This window comes from Paenibacillus sp. FSL M8-0228 (genome assembly GCF_038007385.1).
Classification (GTDB): Bacteria; Bacillota; Bacilli; order Paenibacillales; family Paenibacillaceae; genus Paenibacillus; species Paenibacillus polymyxa_D.
The window spans coordinates 5,436,429-5,457,671 of record NZ_JBBOXA010000001.1; the positions used below are offsets into that span (position 1 = coordinate 5,436,429).

The window sequence follows — 21,243 nt, forward strand, 5'->3', positions numbered from 1 at the left end:
ATTAAAAAAGCGCCTGGATACAGAGTACAATCTCCTGTATCCCGGCGCTTTTTATTATTTTTATGACTTTCCTTCAACCTGGAAACGTCCAACCAGTTGGCGCAATTCCTCTGCCATTTGGCTCAGATCCGCTGTAGATGAAGCAATTTCCTCGATAGAAGCGAGCTGTTGCTCAGCTGCCGCTGAGATCGACTCGGTGTTGCTCGCTGCCTCGTCGGAAATGTGGGCAATATCGCTCATAATATCTACGACACCTACAGTCCCCCGTGCCATTTCCTGAGTCACTCCGGTAATGTCATTGATATGCCCCATAGCTCGTTCCACGGCTTGGCTGATTTCCGCAAAGGATTGCTCAGACGTGGTTACCGAATCAATGCCTTCTGTCACCCGTGTCCGCGCTCGATGCATAGCGCTCAGGGCATGATTCATATCCACTTGCATCGCTTCAATGCGCTCCGAGATCAAGGTAGCCGACTTCGCTGATTCCTCAGCCAGCTTACGCACCTCCGTAGCAACCACGGCAAATCCTTTGCCATGATCTCCGGCACGTGCGGCCTCAATGGACGCATTCAGTGCCAACAGATTGGTCTGTTTGGCGATACCCGATATAACGCTGATAATATTCACGATTTCACTGGAGCGTTCATTCAGGGAGTCCATAGCCTGTCCGAGATCGTTAACGGTCTCATCGATGTCATGCATCTTCTGTACAGCCTGCGTAGCAGCCTTGCTGCCCTCCTGAGCCGACTCGGCGTTCATCTTCACATGTTCAGATACGCCCACCATACGCTCGGATACGTTCGCTGCTTGCTGAGCAAGCTCCTCCATATTTACAGAGCCGTGCTTAACGCTCTGCACCTGACGTTCGCTGCCCACAGCCACTTCCTGGATAGCAATGGTGACATGCTCAATCGCTTGAGTTGTCTGATCTGCACCCGCAGCCAGTTCCTCCGCTGAAGAACTTACCCGATCTGTCGTTTCGTGTACGCTTCGAATCATCGTGCGCAAACTGTCGACCATGGTTTGGAAGTGAGCAGACAATTCGCCTACCTCATCCGTTTTTCCAGTTTCCAAATCGCCCGTCAAATCTCCTTCACTGATTCGTTCTGCTGATTTTTGCAGCTTACGAATCGGTACCAAAACAGAGCGGGTAATCAGGAAAATCGCGATAAGCGCAATCACCAGTGAGGCAGCCAGCACGAAAATAGTTACATAACGCATGGCAGCGGTGGCATCGCTAATCTCGGATTGATAGAAGGTGCCTGCAATTTTCCAGCCGGTATCCGTATTCGTTACATAGGTCAAATATTTCTCGCGACCTTCATGCATATAGTTGAAGTTCCCGCTCGGCGTAGTATACAACGTATCAAGCGAATTCTCCTGAGGAGATGAGCCCGCTTTAGCCGTAGGATGGACTACGAACTTCTTCGTATGATCCAAAATGATGATATACCCCTCCTGGCCCACTTTGATGGAGGCCAGTTTACGTACACTTTCCAGATTTAGAGAAATCCCGATAACCCCGGACTTGTCGGAAAGCGTCTGAGATACTACGACAACAGGAATACCCGATGAATTGATGATAACAGGCGTAATTGCAACCTTACCGGGCTGCTTCATCGCTTCGATGTACCATGGGCGTGTGCGAGGATCAAATGTCCCTTCATCCTCCTTGGGCACCCCCCGAATCATCAGCCCCTCCGGTGTTCCAACAAAAATATCCGTGGCATCTTCATGCAAACCCTTGTATTGGATCAGCTTCGGCTGAATCAAAGGGCTGTTTCGACCATCTATCATCGAGCCGTCCAGACGCTCCGCCAAATAACTCGCATCTTTAATTTTACTGGCGATTGCGTATTCAATAATTGAGTTAGCTGTCGCTACCCCCTGATTCGCACTGCCGTGGAGCTGTTTTTCCATAGCATTATATGATGATTTATAGGTCGCAATGGAAATACTTAAGCTCGGAATCAGCAAAACAAGTAAAAAGCCCAAACTTAGCTTGTTCCTGAGTGTCCATATCGTTTTTCTCTTTCGCGTTGTTCCCATGTTTTTTTCCCCTTTGCTCATAAAACGATATATTTGAATTACATTCCGTGTTAGTTATATCGGTTGAAAGTAGCAAATGATTTACAATAAAATTTCACAAAGGAGAAAAACAAAAAACGCGCCCTATAAGACTAAGGGCGCGGTTATATGAATATTTAGACCTGTACGTTACTGTTTTCAACCTTTTTACGGCCAAATAACTGATCCACTGCCAGAAAGCGTCCACCGACAAGCGCTTGCTGAAGGCTGGTGAACAGAATCAGCAGATCAAATTCAATCGAGCCAAAAGGCTGTCCTTTTTTAGCAGTGAGCAATACACCGATCATAACGATGGTCAATGCCGCTCCAGCCAATCGTGTTCCGATACCCAGAACCAGTGCAATTCCTCCAACCAGCTCAACCGTGGCGACCACAGGAGCCATCCAACCAGGGAGTCCGATACTTTGGAAGAAACCGGAGGTTCCGTCTAGTCCCTGAAACTTTTGTGCACCGTGAACGATAAAAATAACCCCTGTAAAAATCCGTACCAACAATAATCCAATATTCATAAGCGTTTGATTCATTTGCTCATCTCCTTTTAAATTGTATAAAAACCCCGCAATAAACTACACAATGTAGTGTATTACACATTGAGAATCGGTAGCGCAAAAAGCGCCACCTGTAGGAAACATCTTGCCAAACTTAGATTAGCGCCAGTGCAAACATAAGTGTCAGCATCACTAGCACATAGCTGGAAAACATAATCGAACGCCAAGGCATTTGAATGACAGGTTCTTGCTGAGGGTCTAAAATACGTGAGATACGATAGTTAATGGACGTTTCTGCAAACGAGGAACAAGCGGCGGAGTTTACCAGGCGAGTATTGGCAGGCGTCATACTCAGAAGCTTGAGCAATGCGCTCCCAATCCCAACTGGTGAACCCGCTCGATGAATCGCTTCGTTATCAGCCAAAATTTCACGGGCCGTCTTATAATGATGGGTAATGTGACGTAGCACCGGCAAGTAAAACAGCTGTTTAGCACATACTTGCAGCAACCAGGTCTTCAACGGATCATAATGTTTCATATGATAGGCTTCATGGTATATGACAGCTTCTTCTTCGTGTTTGTCCAGTACAGACAATAGTGCAGAGGACAATACAATACGTGGCTTCCATAATCCCATGGTGAAGGCGGCTGGCTTGGCATAATCAATGACCCATATCCGATCGGTCCCGAGTTCACCATATCGCTCACCCAGTGCTTCGGTCAGCGGCAGGTCACGCATTCGGTGCAATCTGCGAAAAGCTGCCCTGGTAGCCATACACTGTCTGACTGCTTCTCCTCCGGCGATAGCGAAGGTAACGAAAACCAGCCCGCTGAGCGCATCCACCATGTAGCCGATTCCGTAATGCTGTAACAAACTTCTGCAAATTTGAAACACGTTATAATTCAATTTCCAGCCGAAAACATGCTGCCCGGCGTACATACCCATCTGTATAAGGGCGAAACCCGAAATCAAGGCGCCTGCTGTAAACAGTAATTTAGAACGTGTTTTCCACATCGCTACATATCCTTTTTCCATTGTTTAATTTTTTGTTCCAGACGTTCGATCAACTTCGGATCGGCCACCTCCAGAGCATCAATCATATGATTGACAGCAAGCGGACCAAATTCGTCCACCAATTCGTGACTCAGTCCCTTGGATTGCTCATCCATGAATTCTTCCCTGCTTAAAACTGGACGATATAAAGACGTTCTCCCACGTATACTCTTACTCAGTATTCCCTTTTCCACTAAACGGTTCATCACGGTCATTACCGTATTGAAGTTAAAGTCCCGATCCCCCTCCAACGCGGTCTGCACTTCTTTGATACTCCGATCCGAAGTGGACCATAAAATATCCATAATTTTGGCTTCCAGAGGTCCGAAAAATCGGTTAAGCCCGGTTTCGCCAGCTTTAAAATTCAGTCGTTTCATAAGAAGCACCTCACACTACCGATTGTAGTGTATATCTCCTGACAAAGTCAACCGTCACACCTAATGTCAGTTTCTTCATGGAATCATATACAAACCGCCGAATGTCTCCATCCGGCGGAAATTCATCGGTATTCATAACTTTCAGTTCAATCTGCCAATCTGTATCCTACACCTCTTACGGTTGCAATATATTCAGGTTCTGCAGGCCGATCATCCAGCTTCTTGCGCAAACTTTTGACATGCACATCTACAACGTTGCTGCCGCCTACAAAATCCGTCTCCCAGATATCGTGCATCATTTGCTCGCGGGAGATCACTTTGCCTTGAGCATCAATCAGCTTCAGCAGCAAATCGTATTCTGTTTTAGTCAGATTCAATTGACTCTCTTCTTTATATACCAGCATTTTATCTCGGTCAATCCAGATGTCCTTGAACACCGTACGACGGCTGGCTTGCGCTGCCTGACGGGAAGTTGCAGGATGGCGTACAATCATCCGTTCAATGTCATGCACCATATGATTGGAAGCCAGCGGCCACACCAGCACCTCTTCTGAAGGAAGCAGCTCATGAGCATGTACAGACACCCGATCCTGAACCACGTACATAACTGGTGTGTCTTTCATGTGTTCTACCTCAAGACGATTGCGAATATCCAGTAATTCACTCTGTGGTTCGGTAGCGGTCAAATCGTAAATCAAGAGATCGCTTCCCAGATGACGCTGCACTTCAGGTTCCCAGCGATGGAAAACCATCACATCAAAACACGCATCTGACAGCGTACGCACCAACCCGTGAACTACACCCGGTACCGAACTGATCAGAATGATACGACGTGTAGTTGGACAATACAAGGGCTCATTGGAAGGAACGGTCTGCACCGTAGGTGTAGAGGGAGCAGCTAACATCGATGTCCAACTGCCCTTCACCCGTCTAGGCATGTCAGCCACTTTGAAACGATTTGTTATCTGATTCGCTTGCTTTGACATTCCTTACACACTCCTCCGAATACGACATGGGCATGGGCAATATTATACCCCGTTTCATGCGCAACCGTGTCAATCCAATCATGTGGGACTTCACTCATCACTTCATCTACTCGGCCGCATACCTGACAAATAATATGCTGATGATCGTCCATCCGCCCGTCATAGCGACTCGCAGCTTCCCCCAGCTTCAATTCACGGATTAATTCCTTATCCGTCAAATAACGCAGTGAATTATATACCGTTCCATAGGCCAGATTATATCCGCGCTCCATCAACCGATTCATAACATCGGCCGCAGTAGGATGATCGTGAGCTTCACGAACCACATCATATACCGCTTGGCGCTGCGAAGTTAAATTTAAAGTTCTCATACCGCATCTCCCTTAACCAACGCAGATTATATTAATTACAAACTTACAATCATATTAAAGATCAATTTAGAATAAGTATAAATCTTAATTTATTTCAAGTCAATGGTATCGGATAAATTGAACGGCTTTGCAACACAATGTATACAGGAGTACATGCTTAGCTTATTTATAATCGGAGGGATATTTTATGAAGATAGTGTGGATATTCACGCTCTTTATGCTGCTAATGCTCGGAACAAGTATATCGATAAAATGGCTTTCTGGTGTTCATCATCCTTGGGAGCCTATTTCATTGGCTTTTTTCACTATGCGACCATCAGAATATGTCGTCCTGGCAGGAATGCTTATCGTGTTCTTTATAAATGTGGGCAAAAAGCCAAGAGGAAACGCATTTCGCTTCCTGTTCTCACAATGGTCACGTTTCCTCAAAGTTCCTACTTCTTCCTCTGATTCTCCGCAACAGAGCCATCAGAAAGAATAAACAAGGGAAAACGCAAACAAATAATGGATGAATATAGATGAGGGACAGTCGTCCAAATTCAAAGTGGCAATCCATGTATTCCGTTCATATTCACTATCCATATTAATAATGACCACATCTCCCAGAATAAAATGGAACATCAAAATGAGCATTTGACCGGTACCGATGTATTTTTTGTCGGCAAGACGATGACTCATGAGACATTTTCCTCTCCTTTTTTATTCCGGGTCTTTCTCAGCCACGACACGATTAGCAGCAAGATAGGAAAAAACACGGCAAATATCGGAAACAGCCATTTCAGCACTAACTCGCCTGTTTGAAGGTGATCTTGATAGCTCAGTGCCATCAATACACAAGAGACTAACATGATAATCCCAAATGGCAGGATCAGTTTATGGTAAGACACTCTCAATACATCCTCTGCGGCTTTAACCGCGGCATAATAGAAGATGAAAATTTTAAAAAAATCAAAGATAATAACGCTCATAACGCCGATGACATCGACTCTGTCGATAAAATCAGATATTTCGACCTTGCTGATCATCGAGAGCAGCGGGTAAGTCGCCCGTTTGAACACATCTTCCCCCAGTGCAAGCACATTGGACAGTGTAACAATAGACAGGAGCAGCCCTCCCAGCAATATAGCAGAGACCCCTACCCCATTGGCACGATAGCCTTTTTTTAATGTGGGGAGAATCATCGCAAACGTAACCATCTCGCCGTACGGTAGCATCACGGCTTGCGAATAAACAACTTGCCATATCGGCTGCCAGCCATGCTCGGCTATGGGCAATATATTGCCGACATCTACAATGCCTGCCAACAAAATTAATATATTCGTAGCCAGGCCCAGCAGTAGCAGCAAAATTAACATGATAATGGCCGTCCGGCCTGCAACCTCGATTCCCAAATACACCACATACATGACAAGTCCAATCATTAAGGCACAAATGACTGTCAACGGCGTATGCTGAAGCGTCCGGTCGGCAATCAGGATCCCCGTGTCCCGAAGATCCCGTGCTCCGCCGTAAAGAAAAAACACGATATATAAAAAAGCAAGCGCACTCCCTGCTTTCTTGCCCAAAAGGGTTCTGCAGTACTGTGTCATTAGCAAGTCGGGAAAACGTCGGTGAAGGCTGCCATAGCATACAAAAAGCATTGCCCCCAAAACCGTGGAAATGAGGATGGCGATCCACGCATCCTTGCCCGCATTCCTTCCGGGAATAGACATCATGGATGTGCCCATCTCAAACAACACCATAAGAGAGATCATCTCTTTTGCACCTATCCGTGTCTTTTTTTTCATGGCCTTCCCTCCTTGCTCTATTTTCACTAGTCTGATTCCCCCTTGGAGTATGGGTTAGTCCGCGACTGAGTGTGTTTCAGTACAGAAGTCACTTGAATACGGACGGTGCTTTCCGCAAAATTACGGCTCCATTCGGAAGAGATTCTTTTCCATTGTTTGGGATAGCTCCTCTCCAGCGCAAGGCCAAAGCCTATTACATCGCTACGGGTACGCTGAACCTCTCTGACTGTTGAAGTGATCACTTTTTTCGTCTCCTCTGTCCATTTCTCCTGCAGTCTTTTCATCGCCTCCGGACTTTGTAAGTTAATCGAGCACTCGGCTTCCTGTACCGCCCCGGTCTGTTTTAGGTTAATCACAAAAACAGGCTCCCCTTGCTCCATCCGTGTGTGTATCTTGGTTGAAGAGAACAAGGTTTCGATGCCAATGGTTTCCCTATCCTTACCGCAGCTCAGTGTTGTTTGGGCACCTTTCACCTTGTTGTTGATCATAGACAGTCCAATGGCCTGATCATCATCCAACCAGCGGACAAGCCGATCCTTTTTGAACACCCCCATTCCCTTAATATGAACAATAGCTTTCGGTAAAATATTGTCCACATTGTTCTTGCTTGAGGCCTGCTCTAAATTCCCATTGACCCCTATGCCCGTCAGCACAGGACCGCCACCCTTATGAGACATGCTGCGAATCACATCGTCGATAGTCACCGCGTAATCCCCGGCATACAAACGCTCCGATGTTTCCAGCTTTCCTGAAATATCATTGGCGGGAATACGACCGATTGCGGTCATGATTGCCAGTACATCCTTCCCAGTATTACCGCGTGCCACCAGCATTTTCACCGGCAGCCGGATTTCTGTAGACCTTTCCAGAGAATCCATCATATCGCCGATTCCAGCCCGTGCCAGCTTTTCACCAATAACGATCAGTTTGGTATGCGCCAAAGAAATGATCCGCGGAACCCTTTGTGAGGCTCTGCGGAGCGCTTGAAACAGATTTTTTCCCTTTTCCCGATACAAAACGACTGGAGTATCTCCTCTCGCTTTGGCTCCGGCGATTTCATCTGCTACGATCACCTGTAGGGAAACCTCATAATCCGACTCCCCAACCAAATCAATTCCTATCCCAGCTACTACTGCTCTCTGGTTTAACTCCACAGAATCCCAGCAACCGGATAACAAGGGAGCGAACAGTAGTAAAACCAAACACAGCCCCCCTATTCTCCTCTTAAAAGTTACTGCACTTTGTTCATTCCTCTTCCGCTGATACACCCTGATTGCCCCCCTCCTGCATCGGTGTGGTTTTATCAGAAGAGGAAATCCCGCTTCCATCCTTCATTCTTTTCTGGTTCTTAGATGTAATGCTTTTAGGACGCTTCCTCATCATCCAGAACGGGAGTCGCAATACGGCATCCTTTTGACTCTCCAGCACAAAAGGGCTGAAAGGCGCCATGTAGGGCACCCCGAAAGAACTCAGACTGTTCATATGAGCAATCAGCGCAATCAACCCCAATGTAATGCCGTATAGCCCCATAAACGCTGACAGTATCATGAAAATAAACCGGCACAATCTCCCGGCCACTGCCATGTTATAGGCTGGGATTGCGAAACTGGCTATTCCCGTCAGGGCTACTACAATTGTGAGCAGCGGGGTGACGACTCCGGCTTCCACGGCCGCTTGACCCAACACAAGCGCTCCTATAACGGAAACCGTTTGACCACCCGCACGCGGCATTCGAATACCCGCCTCACGCAAAATCTCAAAGGTAATCTCCAAAATAAACGCCTCTAGAAATGCCGGAAAAGGAACGGATTCCCGCTGAGCCAATATGCTGATCAGTAGTGGAGTCGGTATCATTTCATAATGGTATGTTGTTAAGGCAATGTAGAGAGAAGGCCCTAGAATAAGAATAATGAAGCTGATATATCTAATGAGCCGAACAACAGTCGCCATATCGTAACGCTCTTCATAATCCGAAGAACTCTGAAAAAATTGGGCAAATACTGTAGGCATCACCAGTACAAACGGAGTCCCGTCTACGATGAGCGCCACTCGGCCCTCCATAATATTGCTGCTGATGGTGTCGGGTCTTTCCGTGTTAAAAATCGTTGGGAATGGTGTGAAATGATTTTCTTGTATCATCTCCTCAACCATGCCGGACTCAAATATAGCGTCAATATTGATGTTTTCTATCCGTTTACGAACCTCATCTACGACGCCTGGATTTGCAATGTTCTTCATGTACAGCATGGCCACATTCGTGAGAGACGTGCTTCCCACTTGGAACATCTCCAGTGTAAGATCGGAGCTTTTAATCCGTCGCCGGACCAGAGAAATATTCGTGAATAGGGATTCTACAAATCCCTCTTTCGGTCCTCTGACGACTGTCTGTGTTGTTGGCTCGCTGACTGCGCGTGTCTCTCCCCCACGCGTGCCGCACGCAATCGCTTTTTCGCAGCCTTCCAATAAGATGATCGTGTCCCCCATTAACAGTTGTTCCATCATGGAACTCCAATCATCGCAGTCCTTCACTTCTCCCAGTGCAAGCGCATGACTCTGTATTCTTACGTACAGCGCTTCTGCATTCTCCGCCTCAGCAGCCACTTCAGCAGATGGGCGGCTAAGCATGGATCTCATGATGAGTTCATTCACCGTATCCGTTTTAGCCATACTATCTAGAAACACAATAGCGGCGGGAACCTCCGCCCTCAGCCCCAATTTAAAGCGACGCATCAGAAAGTCTGGGCTATCTGACGTCAATTTCTTAATTTGCTGCAAGTTGGTTTCCAAACAAGTATCGATTTTTAGATAGCGCGGAGAATTTCCATTGTTCTTACCCGCACCCGACTTTTTATTATGTTTGCGATAGGGATAGCGAATCATGAGCAAACCTCATCTCCAGTAAGGCAGCAATAGATACCGCCCATTTTTCCTTATTCTTGTATCTTTGGAGTATGCTCAATCTATTCCCAGTTATGCACCAAATACGTGAACGAAACGTTATAAGCGTACCCGCGTAATAAATTTCAATAAATTCTTCATTTGCAAGCTTAATGTCAGTTTTTTTGATAAAATGAAGAAATATGCCTCTCGGGAGGGTTAACATCTTGTTCAGTACGTTTTTTGTAAATACCTGTATCCTTGTCACCTTTTTGTACATAACCGGCCTCATATCACAAAGATATAAAATCCGTCTGCACACCTTGAAGCGTAAGATGCATTGGATTGGAGGCGCCCTTTTTGGGTGCTACGGCATTGTCATGATGTACTATTCAATTCCAGTAGGATTTAATACGATTGCCGATCTTCGTCATCTGGCCATCGTAGCTACCGCCACTTACATCGGCGGCCCAGCAGCGCTCACGGCTACTCTGTTTATATGTATAGGTAGATTATTGCTGTTTGGTATTAACGATCAAGCCATCGTAGGCGCTATTTTTATGATACTCGTTGGCCTGGGGTGCGCTTTATTGTCACATCTGTCCTGGTCACGTTTACCCAAGCTGATGATTATGAACGTTTTTGCTTTGGGCATTATATTCTGTCCCCTTATGATTAATTTGAAAAATCTTGATGATGTTCTGCACGTGTATCCGCTCCAATTCTTCATTTCCATGGTCGGTGGATGTCTTCTGTACCTCATTGCTGAATCTATCAACACATCCAATGAGCTGTTACTTCGTCTGGAGCATACCTCCTACACAGACCATCTCACTAATTTAAGCAACAGAAGGCAGCTTGAGTTCTCATTGGAAGAGAAGCTCCCTCAAGCTCGCCAACGTCATGAGCATTTATCCGTACTGGTGTTAGATATTGATCACTTCAAGGAAGTCAACGATACCTACGGACATGCCGCAGGAGATGCAGTGCTGCGCCAGCTTGGACAGATTTTAATGGAAAAATGTCGTCCTAATGATGTAGTCACCCGCAGCGGGGGAGAAGAATTCACCGTACTCTTGCCGAATTGCGCTTTTCGGCAAGCACTTCGCATAGCTAATCAAATTCTTAGCGGAGTAAATCAGTATGAGTTTGTTTTAGCGGACGGGCTTATTCTTAAAGTCACGGTGTCCATCGGCGTGACAACCTTTCCAGGTACCGGGGAAGATATGTCCGGGGCAGCCCTATTGGAGCAGGCAGATAAAGCTCTATACGAAGCTAAAAATGCAGGACGTAACCGGGTTTGCTCATATGAAATATAATTTGAGGCATGACCATTTCATAGAAATAGCCGATACAACCCTCTCTTGAGAGTCGTATCGGCTATTATCATTTTGAATCTTCATTATGATTGCATTTCCCCACCACGAGTGATGTACGCTTGGCAAGCGAAGCCAGCGTATGGGCCCCCCATACTTCCAGCATACGTCGTTCGCTCTCGGCTAAAATTTCGGATACGGCTATCGCCAACTCCTCACAAAAAGGATTGGTTTCCGGTTCATGCATCATACCCGGGAAAATTGGATCACATATTTCAATGGCGTGGTATATATCGGCAAGTGTAATATGGTCGGCCGAACGGGTAAGCACATAGCCTCCCTCACGACCTTCGCGTGCTGCAATCAAATCTGCCTGTACAAGTCGCGTCAGCACCCTGCGCACCAAAGTGACTTCGCAGTCAATGGAACGGGCAATAGAACCGCTGGCACAGAGTTCTCCGTGCTTTTCCAAATAGACAAGCGCCTTTACCGCCACCCCAAGCCATCTGGGCGTTGCGGTGCGTAGTCTTTTTTCACTATTCAAATGAGATGACACCCCTAAGCTGTAGAAACTTCGTTGAATGCATTGTACGTGATGTCAGAAGTAAGTTCAAGCCTGAAAGCCGGAATCCTCTGTAGCATGATCGCCCAAAATAAAATGAGCTAACCGCACTTCCCCGCTCAACAACAGATATACATCACGTATGCCAGAGACTGAATGTACCGCTTCGGAGAGTGTAACCCATGCTTGCGCCCCTCCTGTATTGCCCACGTTCACACGTGCCACGGCTTCACTATCGGGTGCATCCAAACACAGCTCAATTGTGGCATCACTGCTGTTGCCCGACACGCGGCACTGAAGCTCGGTCATACTCACCGTATCCATGTCTACGCCATGAAAGGCAATCCAACCAGAACGTTGAGGTGTGCGCGGACGTACACAGGCCTCCTTTTGCTCCTTGCTTTCATCTAGTACGATGTCGGAGCAATCATCGAAGTTTTCAGCGCGGATACTTCGTCCGGCTTGGCGTGGTGGAATGACTTCGCCTCGAACGTACACAGGGTGCTCCAATCGGATATCCGCTGAGGAAGCACCAGCCAGCAGTGTATATTCACCCGATTCAACGCAATAGCAATCCCGCGTAACATCCCAGATCGCCCAATCCTTCATCCGAATCGTAAAGGAAACCGTTCGCGTCTCACCTGCCTCTAAGCGAATACGTTGAAAACCGCACAATGTCTTCAATGGTCGCTTTACTCGTGAGGCACCAGGCCGTACATAGAGTTGCACAACCTCTTCACCAGCAGCTACGCCCCGATTCGTCACCTCTACCCACACCTGGAGCGTATCCATGGCATCCAGTGCAGCAATAGATGTTACGCTATCCTTCAGGGCATCTGTACGCAGGTCACTATATTCAAAAGGCGAATACGTCAATCCATGGCCAAATGGATACAAGGATACACCTTCAAAATATTGATAGGTACGACCACCGCGAATAATATCGTAATCTTTGATGTCGCCCAATTGATCCTCGCTCTGAACCCAGGTCATGTTCAAACGCCCCGCTGGCGCGTAATCTCCAAATAACACATCCGCTATTGCCGTACCATGCTCTTGTCCCGCATGAGACGTGTATACGATCGCTGGAATATGCTCCTGAACCCAAGGGATGGCAAATGGATAGCTACCCGTCAGAACCACAATCGTATTCGGATTGACGCGATACACTTCCTCGATAAGCCGTTGCTGGGAAGCTGCCAGTTCCAAGCCTGGGCGATCATTCTCTTCCTTTCCATTGATGAGCGGGTGATTTCCAACAAATACAATTGCTGTATCTGCCGCTTGCGCAGCGGCTATCGCTTCCGCTAAACCATCTGACACCGTCTCTACCTGGAATGTTGTATGGCTCTGTCCTGAAACTGTCGAGGCTGTTGAGGCGTTACACTCTACAGCGTTAAGTGCGGATTTTTCAGCCTCCCCTACCTTTAATGAGCCCTCTGTTCCGGCAATGACTGGTTTTCCATTCCATGTCGTCCACAGATGCTCTCCTTGTCCAACAGGAGTCAGCCCAAAGACCTCTTTGACATACCAGCCATACGCTTCATCAGCTGTCACACGAAGCGTTATTTCATCACTCGTCACGTAAGTACCCAGATGCTCATCATGTAACGTCACACTGCCATAGCCCCAATCCGTCATGGTCAATACCGTTGGGTCTCCATCCTGGGATAGGCGCATCTCACCAGAAGAATCAACTGCGAGCTTCGATCCGTCATTCGCCGCCGTCAAGGTCACGCGATCCTTGGCATCAAGGTACACGACGCGTTCCTTCTCGTCCTCGCCTTCCAGCTTGGTACGAATCGCCTCCAGCGGTGTAACCCGGTAGGGCAGCGTACCGGAATACCAGTCGCGGTACACCTCATTGCCATGCGTACCAATGACCGCTACTTTGCCACACCGGGCAGGGTCCAATGGCAAGAGTTCATGCTCATTTTTAAGCAATACGATCTGCTCCCTCGCCGCACGCAACGACAATTCACGGGCTTGCTCTGTCACGAGAGCTTCCTCTCCGATCGAGGCATAGGGGTTGTCTGCAGCCGGATCAAATTCCCCCAACCGAAAACGGACACGGAACGTATGAAACAATGCCCGATCCAAGTCTTCTTCTTGCAGCGATCCTTGTGCCAAAGCTTCTCGAATCGCCCGCTTGGAGAGCTCCGCATCATCTGTAATGCTGTCAATTCCCGCCCGAATAGATTCGGCCACACCTGGCGTGTGGGAATCGTAATACTGATGATCGTTGACAATCCCCATGACATCACCCGCATCACTTACGACAAAGCCGTCCATCCCCCATTCGTCCCTGACAATATCGTTAACCCCATGATATAACGTAGCAGGCGTTCCATTAATCAGGTTGTAGGAAGTCATCATCGACTGGGCGCGGCCTTCCATAAAAGGCTTCTCAAAGGCTCTTAGGTAATATTCTCGCAGGTTTCGTGGATCTATACTGGAGGAGCCACTTCCCCGATCCACTTCATTATTGTTACCCAGAAAATGTTTTAAAGTGGCAACCGCTTTCAAATATACCGGATGATCGCCCTGTATCCCCTTGACTAACTCCTTCGACAGCTCTCCCGTCAAATACGGATCTTCGCCGTAAGCTTCCTCATTGCGTCCCCATCTTGGGTCACGCTCCATATCCACCGTAGGTGCCCACAGGGTCAGACCGTTTAATTTAGGATCACGATGATAGTAGACACGCGCCTCATCTGCGATAACAGAGCCGATTTGACGCATTAACTCCGTATCCCAAGTACATGCCAATCCTACTGGCTGAGGAAATGAAGTCGCCTCACCCAACCATGCTATCCCGTGTGCCGCTTCCGTACCGTGCTTGTAAGCTGCGACTCCCAATCGGTCAATGGCCGGCTGGTATTGCAACATGGATTCGATCTTTTCCTCCAAGGTTAGTCGCGACACGAGATCCCGTACACGCTCATCCAGATGAATCTTCGGATCTTGATATAAATATTCGATATCTGTTGTTTCATGACTCATATCCGTCATCTCCTTATCCCATTTTAAGAATATAATGAAAAGGCATACATGAAAGCGTTTTAATATATCATAGCTAAAAAGGAGTATCCCGGCAACAATACCGAAAACATCCTATACTGGATGAAAGAGAGTCGCAGCATAAAGACAAAAAAAGTTGCATTTTACCTTCAATATACAAAGCTAAAAATAATATTTTTTGGTATAATCAGGATATATCATTGAAGGAGGAAGCGCTGATGAAAAATACCGGAATGACAAGGCCCCTGGATCAATTGGGGCGAATTGTACTCCCTAAGGAAATGCGCACCACAATGGATATCAATATCGGTGATTCGCTTGAATTCTTCGTAGATGAAGAAGGATTTGTATTAAGAAAATACACGGGTGTCTCCTGCAAATTTTGCGGCGCGGTGGATCACTTAACTTATTTTCGGGACAGCTTTATCTGCGCTGATTGCATTCAATTATTAAAGACCGATGAAAATGTGCATGCCACAAGCAATGATGCTATCCAGGCTCAAGAACATACCCAGCCGATCCGAAACAACACAACGTGGCAGCCCAAGCAATCCAGAGTGCAGCAAGGTGAAATGGTAAAAAAGCTTCGCAAGCTAATTCAGGATCACCCGAACCTGCCACAAAAAGTGTATGCAGAAATGCTCGATATCTCCCAAGGCCGGGTGTCCCAGTTGAAAAAGCTACTCTAAACCTTCTAAATCTATATCCCAAAATCATACACAATGTACCGACGACCCTATTCATTTTTTTGTCACAACTTCGATTGCCAGGTATAGAGTAAGGCGCATATCTACGGATGTGCCCCTTACTCTATACCTGGCTTTTTCGTGTCGGCCGCTCTTGCTAATGTGACAATAGTCACATACTCCCGATGTATACGTATATACAATATATAGATCGAAACAATTGGTTATCACTAGATATCATCAATATGTTGTTTTTGTGAAAAATATATATATTTTACTATATGGAGGGTTTTACGATGAAGGTGCTGGAGGAACATCAATTATACGACATCGGCGAGCGGGTCATTGGGGCACAAGATCTGGACATGCTGCGGGAGAATGCAAATTTGAATGGAGAATCGTTCAGCGGCAAAATGAGCAAGCTTGGGTCCGAGTATGCCAAATGGTATGCGCGCCTGCGGGTACTTCCGCCTGAACTGACGAACGCGATTGATCACGGATATGTATATGTTCACGATTTGGACCAATACGCACTCGGAACTACGAATTGTATCTTTATCCCTTTTGGCCGGTTACTACAAGACGGATTCAATACAGGCAATGGCTCTGTACGCACACCGCAAACGATTATGTCCGCCATGGCACTAGTTGCCATCATATTCCAGTCTCAGCAAAATAGCCAATTCGGAGGTGTCTCCGCCAATAAAATAGATTGGGACCTTGCCCCATACGTTGCCCGGTCCTTCCGCAAGCATCTGCGCAAGGGACTTCGGCTGTTCGAGGAAGAGATAGAATCTAGTCTGACTGACGATGAACTACATATGGCCAATCCCCATTTGCAAGAAGCCTGCCCTCGTTCATACGCATTCGCTCGCGAAGAGACGGAGACGGAAACCCGACAGGCTGCTGAATCGCTCATTCATAACCTGAACACCATGAGCAGTCGCGCGGGTGGACAGATTCCATTCACTTCACTGAATTACGGAATGTGCACGTCTGCTGAGGGACGGCTTGTTACTCAATCGCTGCTGGAGGCCACGATTCGCGGCTTGGGTAGCGGGGAAACTCCTATTTTTCCACAGCATATTTTCCAATGCAAAGAGGGAATCAATCAGGCAGAAGGCGACGTCAATTATGATTTGTTCTTACGGGCGGTAGAATGCTCTAGCAGACGGATGTATCCCAATTTTGTGAATGTGGATGCCACCTTCAACCTGCCTTTTTACCGTGCTGATGACCCGGATACCATTATAGCGACAATGGGTTGCCGTACCCGCACCATTTCTGACCGTTTCGGTAGAAATCGGCAGAGTGGCAAGGGAAATCTCTCTTTCAATACCATTAATCTGGTGCGGCTTGGCATTGAGTATGGTATTTGCACAGGCAAACGCCTGACACCTGACCGTGATCGCTTTGATGCGAGACTAGAAGAAGTTATGCGCATTGCGGTGGATGGCTTAATCCATCGCTATCAAATCCAGACCAGCCAGCCGGCCAAAGCCTCGGACTTTATGATGCGCGAAGGGGTATGGGAAGGTGGAGAACAACTAGAGCCAGATGATAAGGTGGGAAGCATACTAAAACACGGTACGCTTTCGATCGGATTCATCGGACTGGCTGAGTGCATGAAGGCACTATACGGGAAACACCACGGGGAGGATGATTTCGTATACCGAGAGGCACAGCGAATCATTACTTCTATGCGCGTGTATTGCGATCGAATGAGTGAATATCACAATTTGAATATTACATTGTTCGCTACGCCTGCCGAAGGTCTGTCGGGCAAGTTCACCTTGCTGGATCAACGTGATTTCGGGATTATTCCTGAGGTAAATGATCGAGAATATTACACGAATTCTTTTCATATTCCCGTGTATTACACGCTCCCGGCTGCTCGTAAAATCAGCTTGGAAGCTCCGTTCCATAACCTATGCAACGCTGGTGCGATATCATACATTGAGCTGGACGGTAATGCGCGGAATAACCCGGATGCGTTTCTTAAAATTGTTCAATACGCGCTGCATCAGAATATCGGCTACTTTTCCATCAACCATCCGGTGGATCGTTGTACGGAATGCGGTTATGAAGGGATTATCGGGACAAGCTGCCCCCAATGTGGCACAGATGAGGAGCACACACACTTTCAGCGCTTACGTCGGGTAACCGGATATCTGACAGGAGATTATACCGTTCGATTTAATGCTGCAAAACAGGCAGAAGTTCGAGACCGGGTGAAACATAAGTGAATTTATGTGGCTACATTCCGGAATCTCTGAATGAAGGATACGGCCTGCGTACCGTCGTGTTCATTAGCGGTTGCCGTCATGCCTGTCCCGGATGCTTTAATCCAGCGTCGTGGAGCTTCCGTGCAGGTGAGCCATTCACCCCCCAACGACAACAGGAGGTCATTCGTGACATCATGGAAAATCCGTTGTTGGACGGACTGACTCTCTGCGGGGGAGACCCGTTTTTCTCAGCAGCAGAATGCTCGCAATTTGTGCGTGACTTCCGTGCGGCCTGTCCCGACCGAACTGTGTGGGCTTACACTGGCTTTGTCTATGAAGATCTACTCACAGATCAGGAGCGACAAAAGCTAGCACTTTTGTGCGATGTGATTGTGGATGGTCGCTTTGTAGAACAGCAAAAGGACCTGACCCTTCCCTTCCGGGGCAGTCGCAACCAGCGTCTGGTAGATGTAAAAGCCAGCATTCAGGCAGGTTACACCGTTTCATTGACTTAAGGCGAAGGTTACTCGGCAAATGCTATATCTAATCTAGGACAAGTCTCCATCATGGATGAGGCTTGTCTTTTTTTGCATATCCCTAACAGATTCCATTGCAGTTTCTATTGCGCATCCTGCAAGTTTCACTTATGATGGTGAACAAGTATACGAGTGCATAATTATTCGTCATACCTTAACCGCATAGCTTGGAGATAGGTGTCTGTTCTATTCAGATCAGGCTTAAAAGGGAAGCCGGTGCAAATCCGGCACGGTCCCGCCACTGTAAACGGGGAACTTTCAGCTGTTCATACAACCACTGGTCCACAGACCGGGAAGGGATGCTGAGAGTCATGATCCGTAAGTCAGGAGACCTGCCTATTTTAACAACATCGCAAGTACCTACGGAAGATAGGGAGGTGTTAAGAGCAGTCGCCGTATTTTTGATTTTTTAATCACGGAGGCATTCTTTCCCCTACTTATTTTTAACTCTGGGGGGAAGAATGCCTTTTTTGGTACGTAAAAATAAAACAGCCACCCACTAGGAGGAAAAGTACATGTCCGTCATTGAATGGCCTGAATTGTCCGGCTTAATTAGCAGTAATCTAGGATATCCGCGTATCGGCGAAAACCGGGAATGGAAGAAAGCACTGGAACGCTTCTGGAACGGCAGTATTAGCGAAAGCGAACTGCAAACGGAAATGAAAAGATTACGGTTGGAGCATCTGAGCAAGCAGCGTGACAAGGGGATTGATCGCATTCCTGTCGGAGACTTCTCCTATTATGATCACATGCTGGATACATCTGTGATGTTTGGTCTCGTACCCGAACGGTTCAACCATCGTCCCGCAGGTCCGATTCCTCTGTCCGTGTATTTCGGGATCGCTCGTGGACAGAAGGGAGCAACCGCCAGTGAAATGACCAAATGGATGAACACCAATTATCACTACATCGTTCCTGAATTGGCAAACGCAGTCCCGGTGTTCACTGAAAATAAACCTTTACGGGCTTATCGTGAAGCAAAACAAGAGCTAGGCATTGATGGGAAACCGGTCCTCATCGGCCCCTATTCATTCGTTACCCTTTCCAAAGGCTATGATCGCAAGGAGCTTGCTTCTATTATAAGAACCTTCCTGCCTTTATACACCCGTGTCCTGTCTGAACTAGCAGCAGAAGGTGTTCAGTGGGTCCAAATCGATGAACCTGTCCTGACCACCTCATTCCCAGTAGAGGATCTGGACATTATTCAGGAAGTCTATGAAGCTTTGGCCCAAGCTGCGCCCTCTTTAAATATAATGCTGCAAACTTACTTTGGCAGCCTGGACCATTATGAGCGTCTGTCCGCACTTCCGGTACAGGGACTGGGTCTTGATTTTGTGTATGATGATGGCGAAAATCTCCAGCATATATTGCAGTATGGTTTCCCTAAAGGAAAAACGCTGGGCGCTGGGGTCATTGACGGGCGCAATATATGGCGCAGCGACCTTAACGCTGTGGCTACCCTGCTGGGTCAGTTAGCAGAACAGACCACTGCCGAGCAGCTTATCGTACAGCCATCATGCAGTCTGCTGCATGTGCCAGTCAGTCTGGAAGCAGAGCACAAGCTGGATCGAGAACTGGTGCAAGCGCTGGCTTTTGCCGATGAAAAGCTTGAGGAAATCGCCGTCCTGACGGCTGCACTTGGCAAACACGATCCATCCGCACTCACCAAGCTTGGACAAAGTGCAGATGCGGTAGCCCGTTTCAACAGCTCAGCGGCACGCGTACAAACAGCTGACGATCTGGCTGACTTGCTGGCAAAGGAGCCTCTAACACGCAGCGTTCCTTTCGCCGAGCGTCGTGAGATTCAGCAAAATAAGCTGAAGTTGCCTCCACTGCCTACGACGACCATTGGTAGCTTCCCGCAAACCGCCGAGATCCGCAAGGCCCGCCTGCACTATCGCAAAGGAGAATGGTCTGCCGAGCAATACCGGACGTTCATCCAACAGCAAATCAAGGAATGGATTGATATTCAGGAGGACATTGGCATTGACGTGCTTGTACACGGGGAATTTGAGCGGACCGATATGGTTGAATTTTTTGGCGAAAAGCTGAATGGCTTTGCTTTTACACAAAACGGATGGGTGCAGTCCTACGGCTCCCGCTGTGTCAAACCGCCGATTATATACGGAGACGTCTCCTTCGATCAGCCCATGACTGTGGAAGAAACGGCATTCGCTCAATCGTTAACTTCCAAGCCTGTTAAGGGAATGCTTACAGGCCCTGTGACCATTTTGAACTGGTCTTTTGAACGCAATGATATTCCGCGTAGCCAAGTTGCTTTACAATTGGCTCTGGCATTACGGGCAGAGGTAGAGGCACTGGAACAAGCGGGCATCAGCATGATTCAGGTCGATGAACCCGCAATTCGTGAAGGGCTTCCGCTGAAAAAAGAACAACAGCAAGCCTATCTGGATTGGGCAGTTCAAGCCTTCCTTGTGACCACGGCCACCGTTGAACCTGCGACCCAAATCCATACGCATATGTGCTATTCCGAATTTCAGCATATGATTCAGTCCATCTCCGACATGGATGCCGACGTTATATCTATTGAAACTTCGCGAAGCCACGGAGAACTGATTGTCAGCTTTGAAGATCAGGTATACGACAAAGGCATCGGTCTGGGCGTGTACGATATCCACAGTCCGCGCATCCCCGATGTATCTGAAATGCTAAGCATGATCCAGCGTGCCCTGCGCGTACTGCCATCAGATTTGTTCTGGGTTAATCCAGATTGTGGTCTGAAAACCCGCACCAAAGAGGAATCTGTCGCCGCCTTGCGACAAATGGTACAAGCCGCTCAAGCAGCCCGGGCTGCATTGGCTGTATCCAACTAATTTTTTATCGTTTCGAATCACGCCTTCATTTTCAA

General features: G+C 47.5%; 18 protein-coding genes and 1 riboswitch. Of the genes, 6 read left to right on the top strand and 12 right to left on the bottom strand.

All coding sequences use genetic code 11. The features are described from left to right. Window positions 1–60 precede the first annotated feature (60 nt). The 6 genes from MKY98_RS24590 to MKY98_RS24615 form a co-directional block, all read right to left on the bottom strand. A complete protein-coding gene (locus tag MKY98_RS24590; protein WP_069012097.1) occupies window positions 61–2,049 on the bottom strand; it encodes a methyl-accepting chemotaxis protein in 1,989 nt (662 codons plus the stop codon). Between the two features lie 155 nt (window positions 2,050–2,204). After that, window positions 2,205–2,612 carry a DoxX family protein gene (locus MKY98_RS24595; RefSeq protein ID WP_069012095.1) on the bottom strand — a complete coding sequence of 136 codons (408 nt, stop codon included), beginning with the start codon at window positions 2,610–2,612 and terminating at the stop codon, window positions 2,205–2,207. Window positions 2,613–2,730: 118 nt separating this feature from the next. Then, the gene (locus MKY98_RS24600; RefSeq protein WP_029518605.1) at window positions 2,731–3,591 is read right to left on the bottom strand and encodes a M56 family metallopeptidase; all 861 of its coding nucleotides are present in this window, start codon (window positions 3,589–3,591) and stop codon (window positions 2,731–2,733) included. Window positions 3,592–3,593: 2 nt separating this feature from the next. Beyond that, complete coding sequence (locus tag MKY98_RS24605) at window positions 3,594–4,007, bottom strand: BlaI/MecI/CopY family transcriptional regulator (RefSeq protein WP_013312429.1); 414 nt, start codon at window positions 4,005–4,007, stop codon at window positions 3,594–3,596. 146 nt (window positions 4,008–4,153) lie between these two features. Next, on the bottom strand, window positions 4,154–4,993 hold the full coding sequence (locus MKY98_RS24610) for a response regulator transcription factor (RefSeq protein ID WP_025720336.1): 840 nt from the start codon (window positions 4,991–4,993) through the stop codon (window positions 4,154–4,156). After that, window positions 4,969–5,364 (bottom strand): Fur family transcriptional regulator, encoded by a 396-nt coding sequence (locus MKY98_RS24615; RefSeq protein ID WP_023990809.1) that lies wholly within the window; start codon window positions 5,362–5,364, stop codon window positions 4,969–4,971. The genes MKY98_RS24610 and MKY98_RS24615 overlap by 25 nt, the downstream gene beginning before the upstream one ends. 187 nt (window positions 5,365–5,551) lie before the next feature. Here MKY98_RS24615 and MKY98_RS24620 point away from each other — a divergent pair, with 187 nt between their 5' ends. Then, window positions 5,552–5,845 (top strand): hypothetical protein, encoded by a 294-nt coding sequence (locus MKY98_RS24620; RefSeq protein ID WP_049817035.1) that lies wholly within the window; start codon window positions 5,552–5,554, stop codon window positions 5,843–5,845. Here MKY98_RS24620 and MKY98_RS24625 read toward each other — a convergent pair. Genes MKY98_RS24625 through MKY98_RS24640 form a run of 4 tightly spaced genes read right to left on the bottom strand, consistent with a single transcriptional unit; the run spans window position 5,833 to window position 10,031 of the window. After that, entirely contained in the window at window positions 5,833–6,042 is a 210-nt protein-coding gene (locus tag MKY98_RS24625) for a hypothetical protein (protein WP_029518606.1), read from the bottom strand. The two genes, MKY98_RS24620 and MKY98_RS24625, sit on opposite strands and share 13 nt — an antisense overlap. Next, entirely contained in the window at window positions 6,039–7,151 is a 1,113-nt protein-coding gene (locus MKY98_RS24630) for a GerAB/ArcD/ProY family transporter (RefSeq protein ID WP_029518607.1), read from the bottom strand. Before MKY98_RS24630 ends, MKY98_RS24625 begins: the two co-directional genes overlap by 4 nt. Before the next feature lie 26 nt (window positions 7,152–7,177). After that, entirely contained in the window at window positions 7,178–8,353 is a 1,176-nt protein-coding gene (locus MKY98_RS24635) for a Ger(x)C family spore germination protein (protein ID WP_069012093.1), read from the bottom strand. A gap of 43 nt (window positions 8,354–8,396) precedes the next feature. After that, window positions 8,397–10,031, bottom strand: a complete 1,635-nt coding sequence (locus tag MKY98_RS24640; protein WP_029518609.1) for a spore germination protein — start codon at window positions 10,029–10,031, stop codon at window positions 8,397–8,399. Between the two features lie 224 nt (window positions 10,032–10,255). Between MKY98_RS24640 and MKY98_RS24645 the strand changes: the two genes are divergently transcribed. Beyond that, window positions 10,256–11,347, top strand: a complete 1,092-nt coding sequence (locus MKY98_RS24645) for a GGDEF domain-containing protein (RefSeq protein ID WP_069012091.1) — start codon at window positions 10,256–10,258, stop codon at window positions 11,345–11,347. Between the two features lie 67 nt (window positions 11,348–11,414). Here MKY98_RS24645 and MKY98_RS24650 read toward each other — a convergent pair whose 3' ends face one another. Next, window positions 11,415–11,888 carry an Rrf2 family transcriptional regulator gene (locus MKY98_RS24650; RefSeq protein ID WP_029518611.1) on the bottom strand — a complete coding sequence of 158 codons (474 nt, stop codon included), beginning with the start codon at window positions 11,886–11,888 and terminating at the stop codon, window positions 11,415–11,417. Between the two features lie 66 nt (window positions 11,889–11,954). Then, complete coding sequence (locus MKY98_RS24655; protein ID WP_069012089.1) at window positions 11,955–14,909, bottom strand: glycoside hydrolase family 3 C-terminal domain-containing protein; 2,955 nt, start codon at window positions 14,907–14,909, stop codon at window positions 11,955–11,957. 236 nt (window positions 14,910–15,145) lie between these two features. Between MKY98_RS24655 and MKY98_RS24660 the strand changes: the two genes are divergently transcribed. The 4 genes from MKY98_RS24660 (at window position 15,146) to metE (ending at window position 21,208) form a co-directional block, all read left to right on the top strand. Further along, complete coding sequence (locus MKY98_RS24660; RefSeq protein WP_029518613.1) at window positions 15,146–15,616, top strand: AbrB/MazE/SpoVT family DNA-binding domain-containing protein; 471 nt, start codon at window positions 15,146–15,148, stop codon at window positions 15,614–15,616. A gap of 293 nt (window positions 15,617–15,909) precedes the next feature. Next, entirely contained in the window at window positions 15,910–17,859 is a 1,950-nt protein-coding gene (locus MKY98_RS24665; protein WP_029518614.1) for an anaerobic ribonucleoside triphosphate reductase, read from the top strand. After that, window positions 17,856–18,353: an anaerobic ribonucleoside-triphosphate reductase activating protein gene (nrdG, locus tag MKY98_RS24670; protein WP_069012087.1), complete on the top strand. Its 498-nt coding sequence runs from the start codon at window positions 17,856–17,858 to the stop codon at window positions 18,351–18,353. The genes MKY98_RS24665 and nrdG overlap by 4 nt, the downstream gene beginning before the upstream one ends. A 179-nt stretch (window positions 18,354–18,532) precedes the next feature. Beyond that, window positions 18,533–18,728: riboswitch (cobalamin riboswitch) on the top strand. Window positions 18,729–18,889: 161 nt separating this feature from the next. Further along, a complete protein-coding gene (metE, locus tag MKY98_RS24675) occupies window positions 18,890–21,208 on the top strand; it encodes a 5-methyltetrahydropteroyltriglutamate--homocysteine S-methyltransferase (protein WP_069012086.1) in 2,319 nt (772 codons plus the stop codon). Window positions 21,209–21,243 lie beyond the last annotated feature (35 nt).

Bases quoted from the DNA above. Each gene is read 5' to 3' on its own strand.
- MKY98_RS24590 (WP_069012097.1), bottom strand. From the start codon at position 2,049: ATGGGAACAACGCGAAAGAGAAAAACGATATGGACACTCAGGAACAAG.
- MKY98_RS24595 (WP_069012095.1), bottom strand. From the start codon at position 2,612: ATGAATCAAACGCTTATGAATATTGGATTATTGTTGGTACGGATTTTT.
- MKY98_RS24600 (WP_029518605.1), bottom strand. From the start codon at position 3,591: ATGTGGAAAACACGTTCTAAATTACTGTTTACAGCAGGCGCCTTGATT.
- MKY98_RS24605 (WP_013312429.1), bottom strand. From the start codon at position 4,007: ATGAAACGACTGAATTTTAAAGCTGGCGAAACCGGGCTTAACCGATTT.
- MKY98_RS24610 (WP_025720336.1), bottom strand. From the start codon at position 4,993: ATGTCAAAGCAAGCGAATCAGATAACAAATCGTTTCAAAGTGGCTGAC.
- MKY98_RS24615 (WP_023990809.1), bottom strand. From the start codon at position 5,364: ATGAGAACTTTAAATTTAACTTCGCAGCGCCAAGCGGTATATGATGTG.
- MKY98_RS24620 (WP_049817035.1), top strand. From the start codon at position 5,552: ATGAAGATAGTGTGGATATTCACGCTCTTTATGCTGCTAATGCTCGGA.
- MKY98_RS24625 (WP_029518606.1), bottom strand. From the start codon at position 6,042: ATGAGTCATCGTCTTGCCGACAAAAAATACATCGGTACCGGTCAAATG.
- MKY98_RS24630 (WP_029518607.1), bottom strand. From the start codon at position 7,151: ATGAAAAAAAAGACACGGATAGGTGCAAAAGAGATGATCTCTCTTATG.
- MKY98_RS24640 (WP_029518609.1), bottom strand. From the start codon at position 10,031: ATGATTCGCTATCCCTATCGCAAACATAATAAAAAGTCGGGTGCGGGT.
- MKY98_RS24655 (WP_069012089.1), bottom strand. From the start codon at position 14,909: ATGAGTCATGAAACAACAGATATCGAATATTTATATCAAGATCCGAAG.
- MKY98_RS24660 (WP_029518613.1), top strand. From the start codon at position 15,146: ATGAAAAATACCGGAATGACAAGGCCCCTGGATCAATTGGGGCGAATT.
- MKY98_RS24665 (WP_029518614.1), top strand. From the start codon at position 15,910: ATGAAGGTGCTGGAGGAACATCAATTATACGACATCGGCGAGCGGGTC.
- metE (WP_069012086.1), top strand. From the start codon at position 18,890: ATGTCCGTCATTGAATGGCCTGAATTGTCCGGCTTAATTAGCAGTAAT.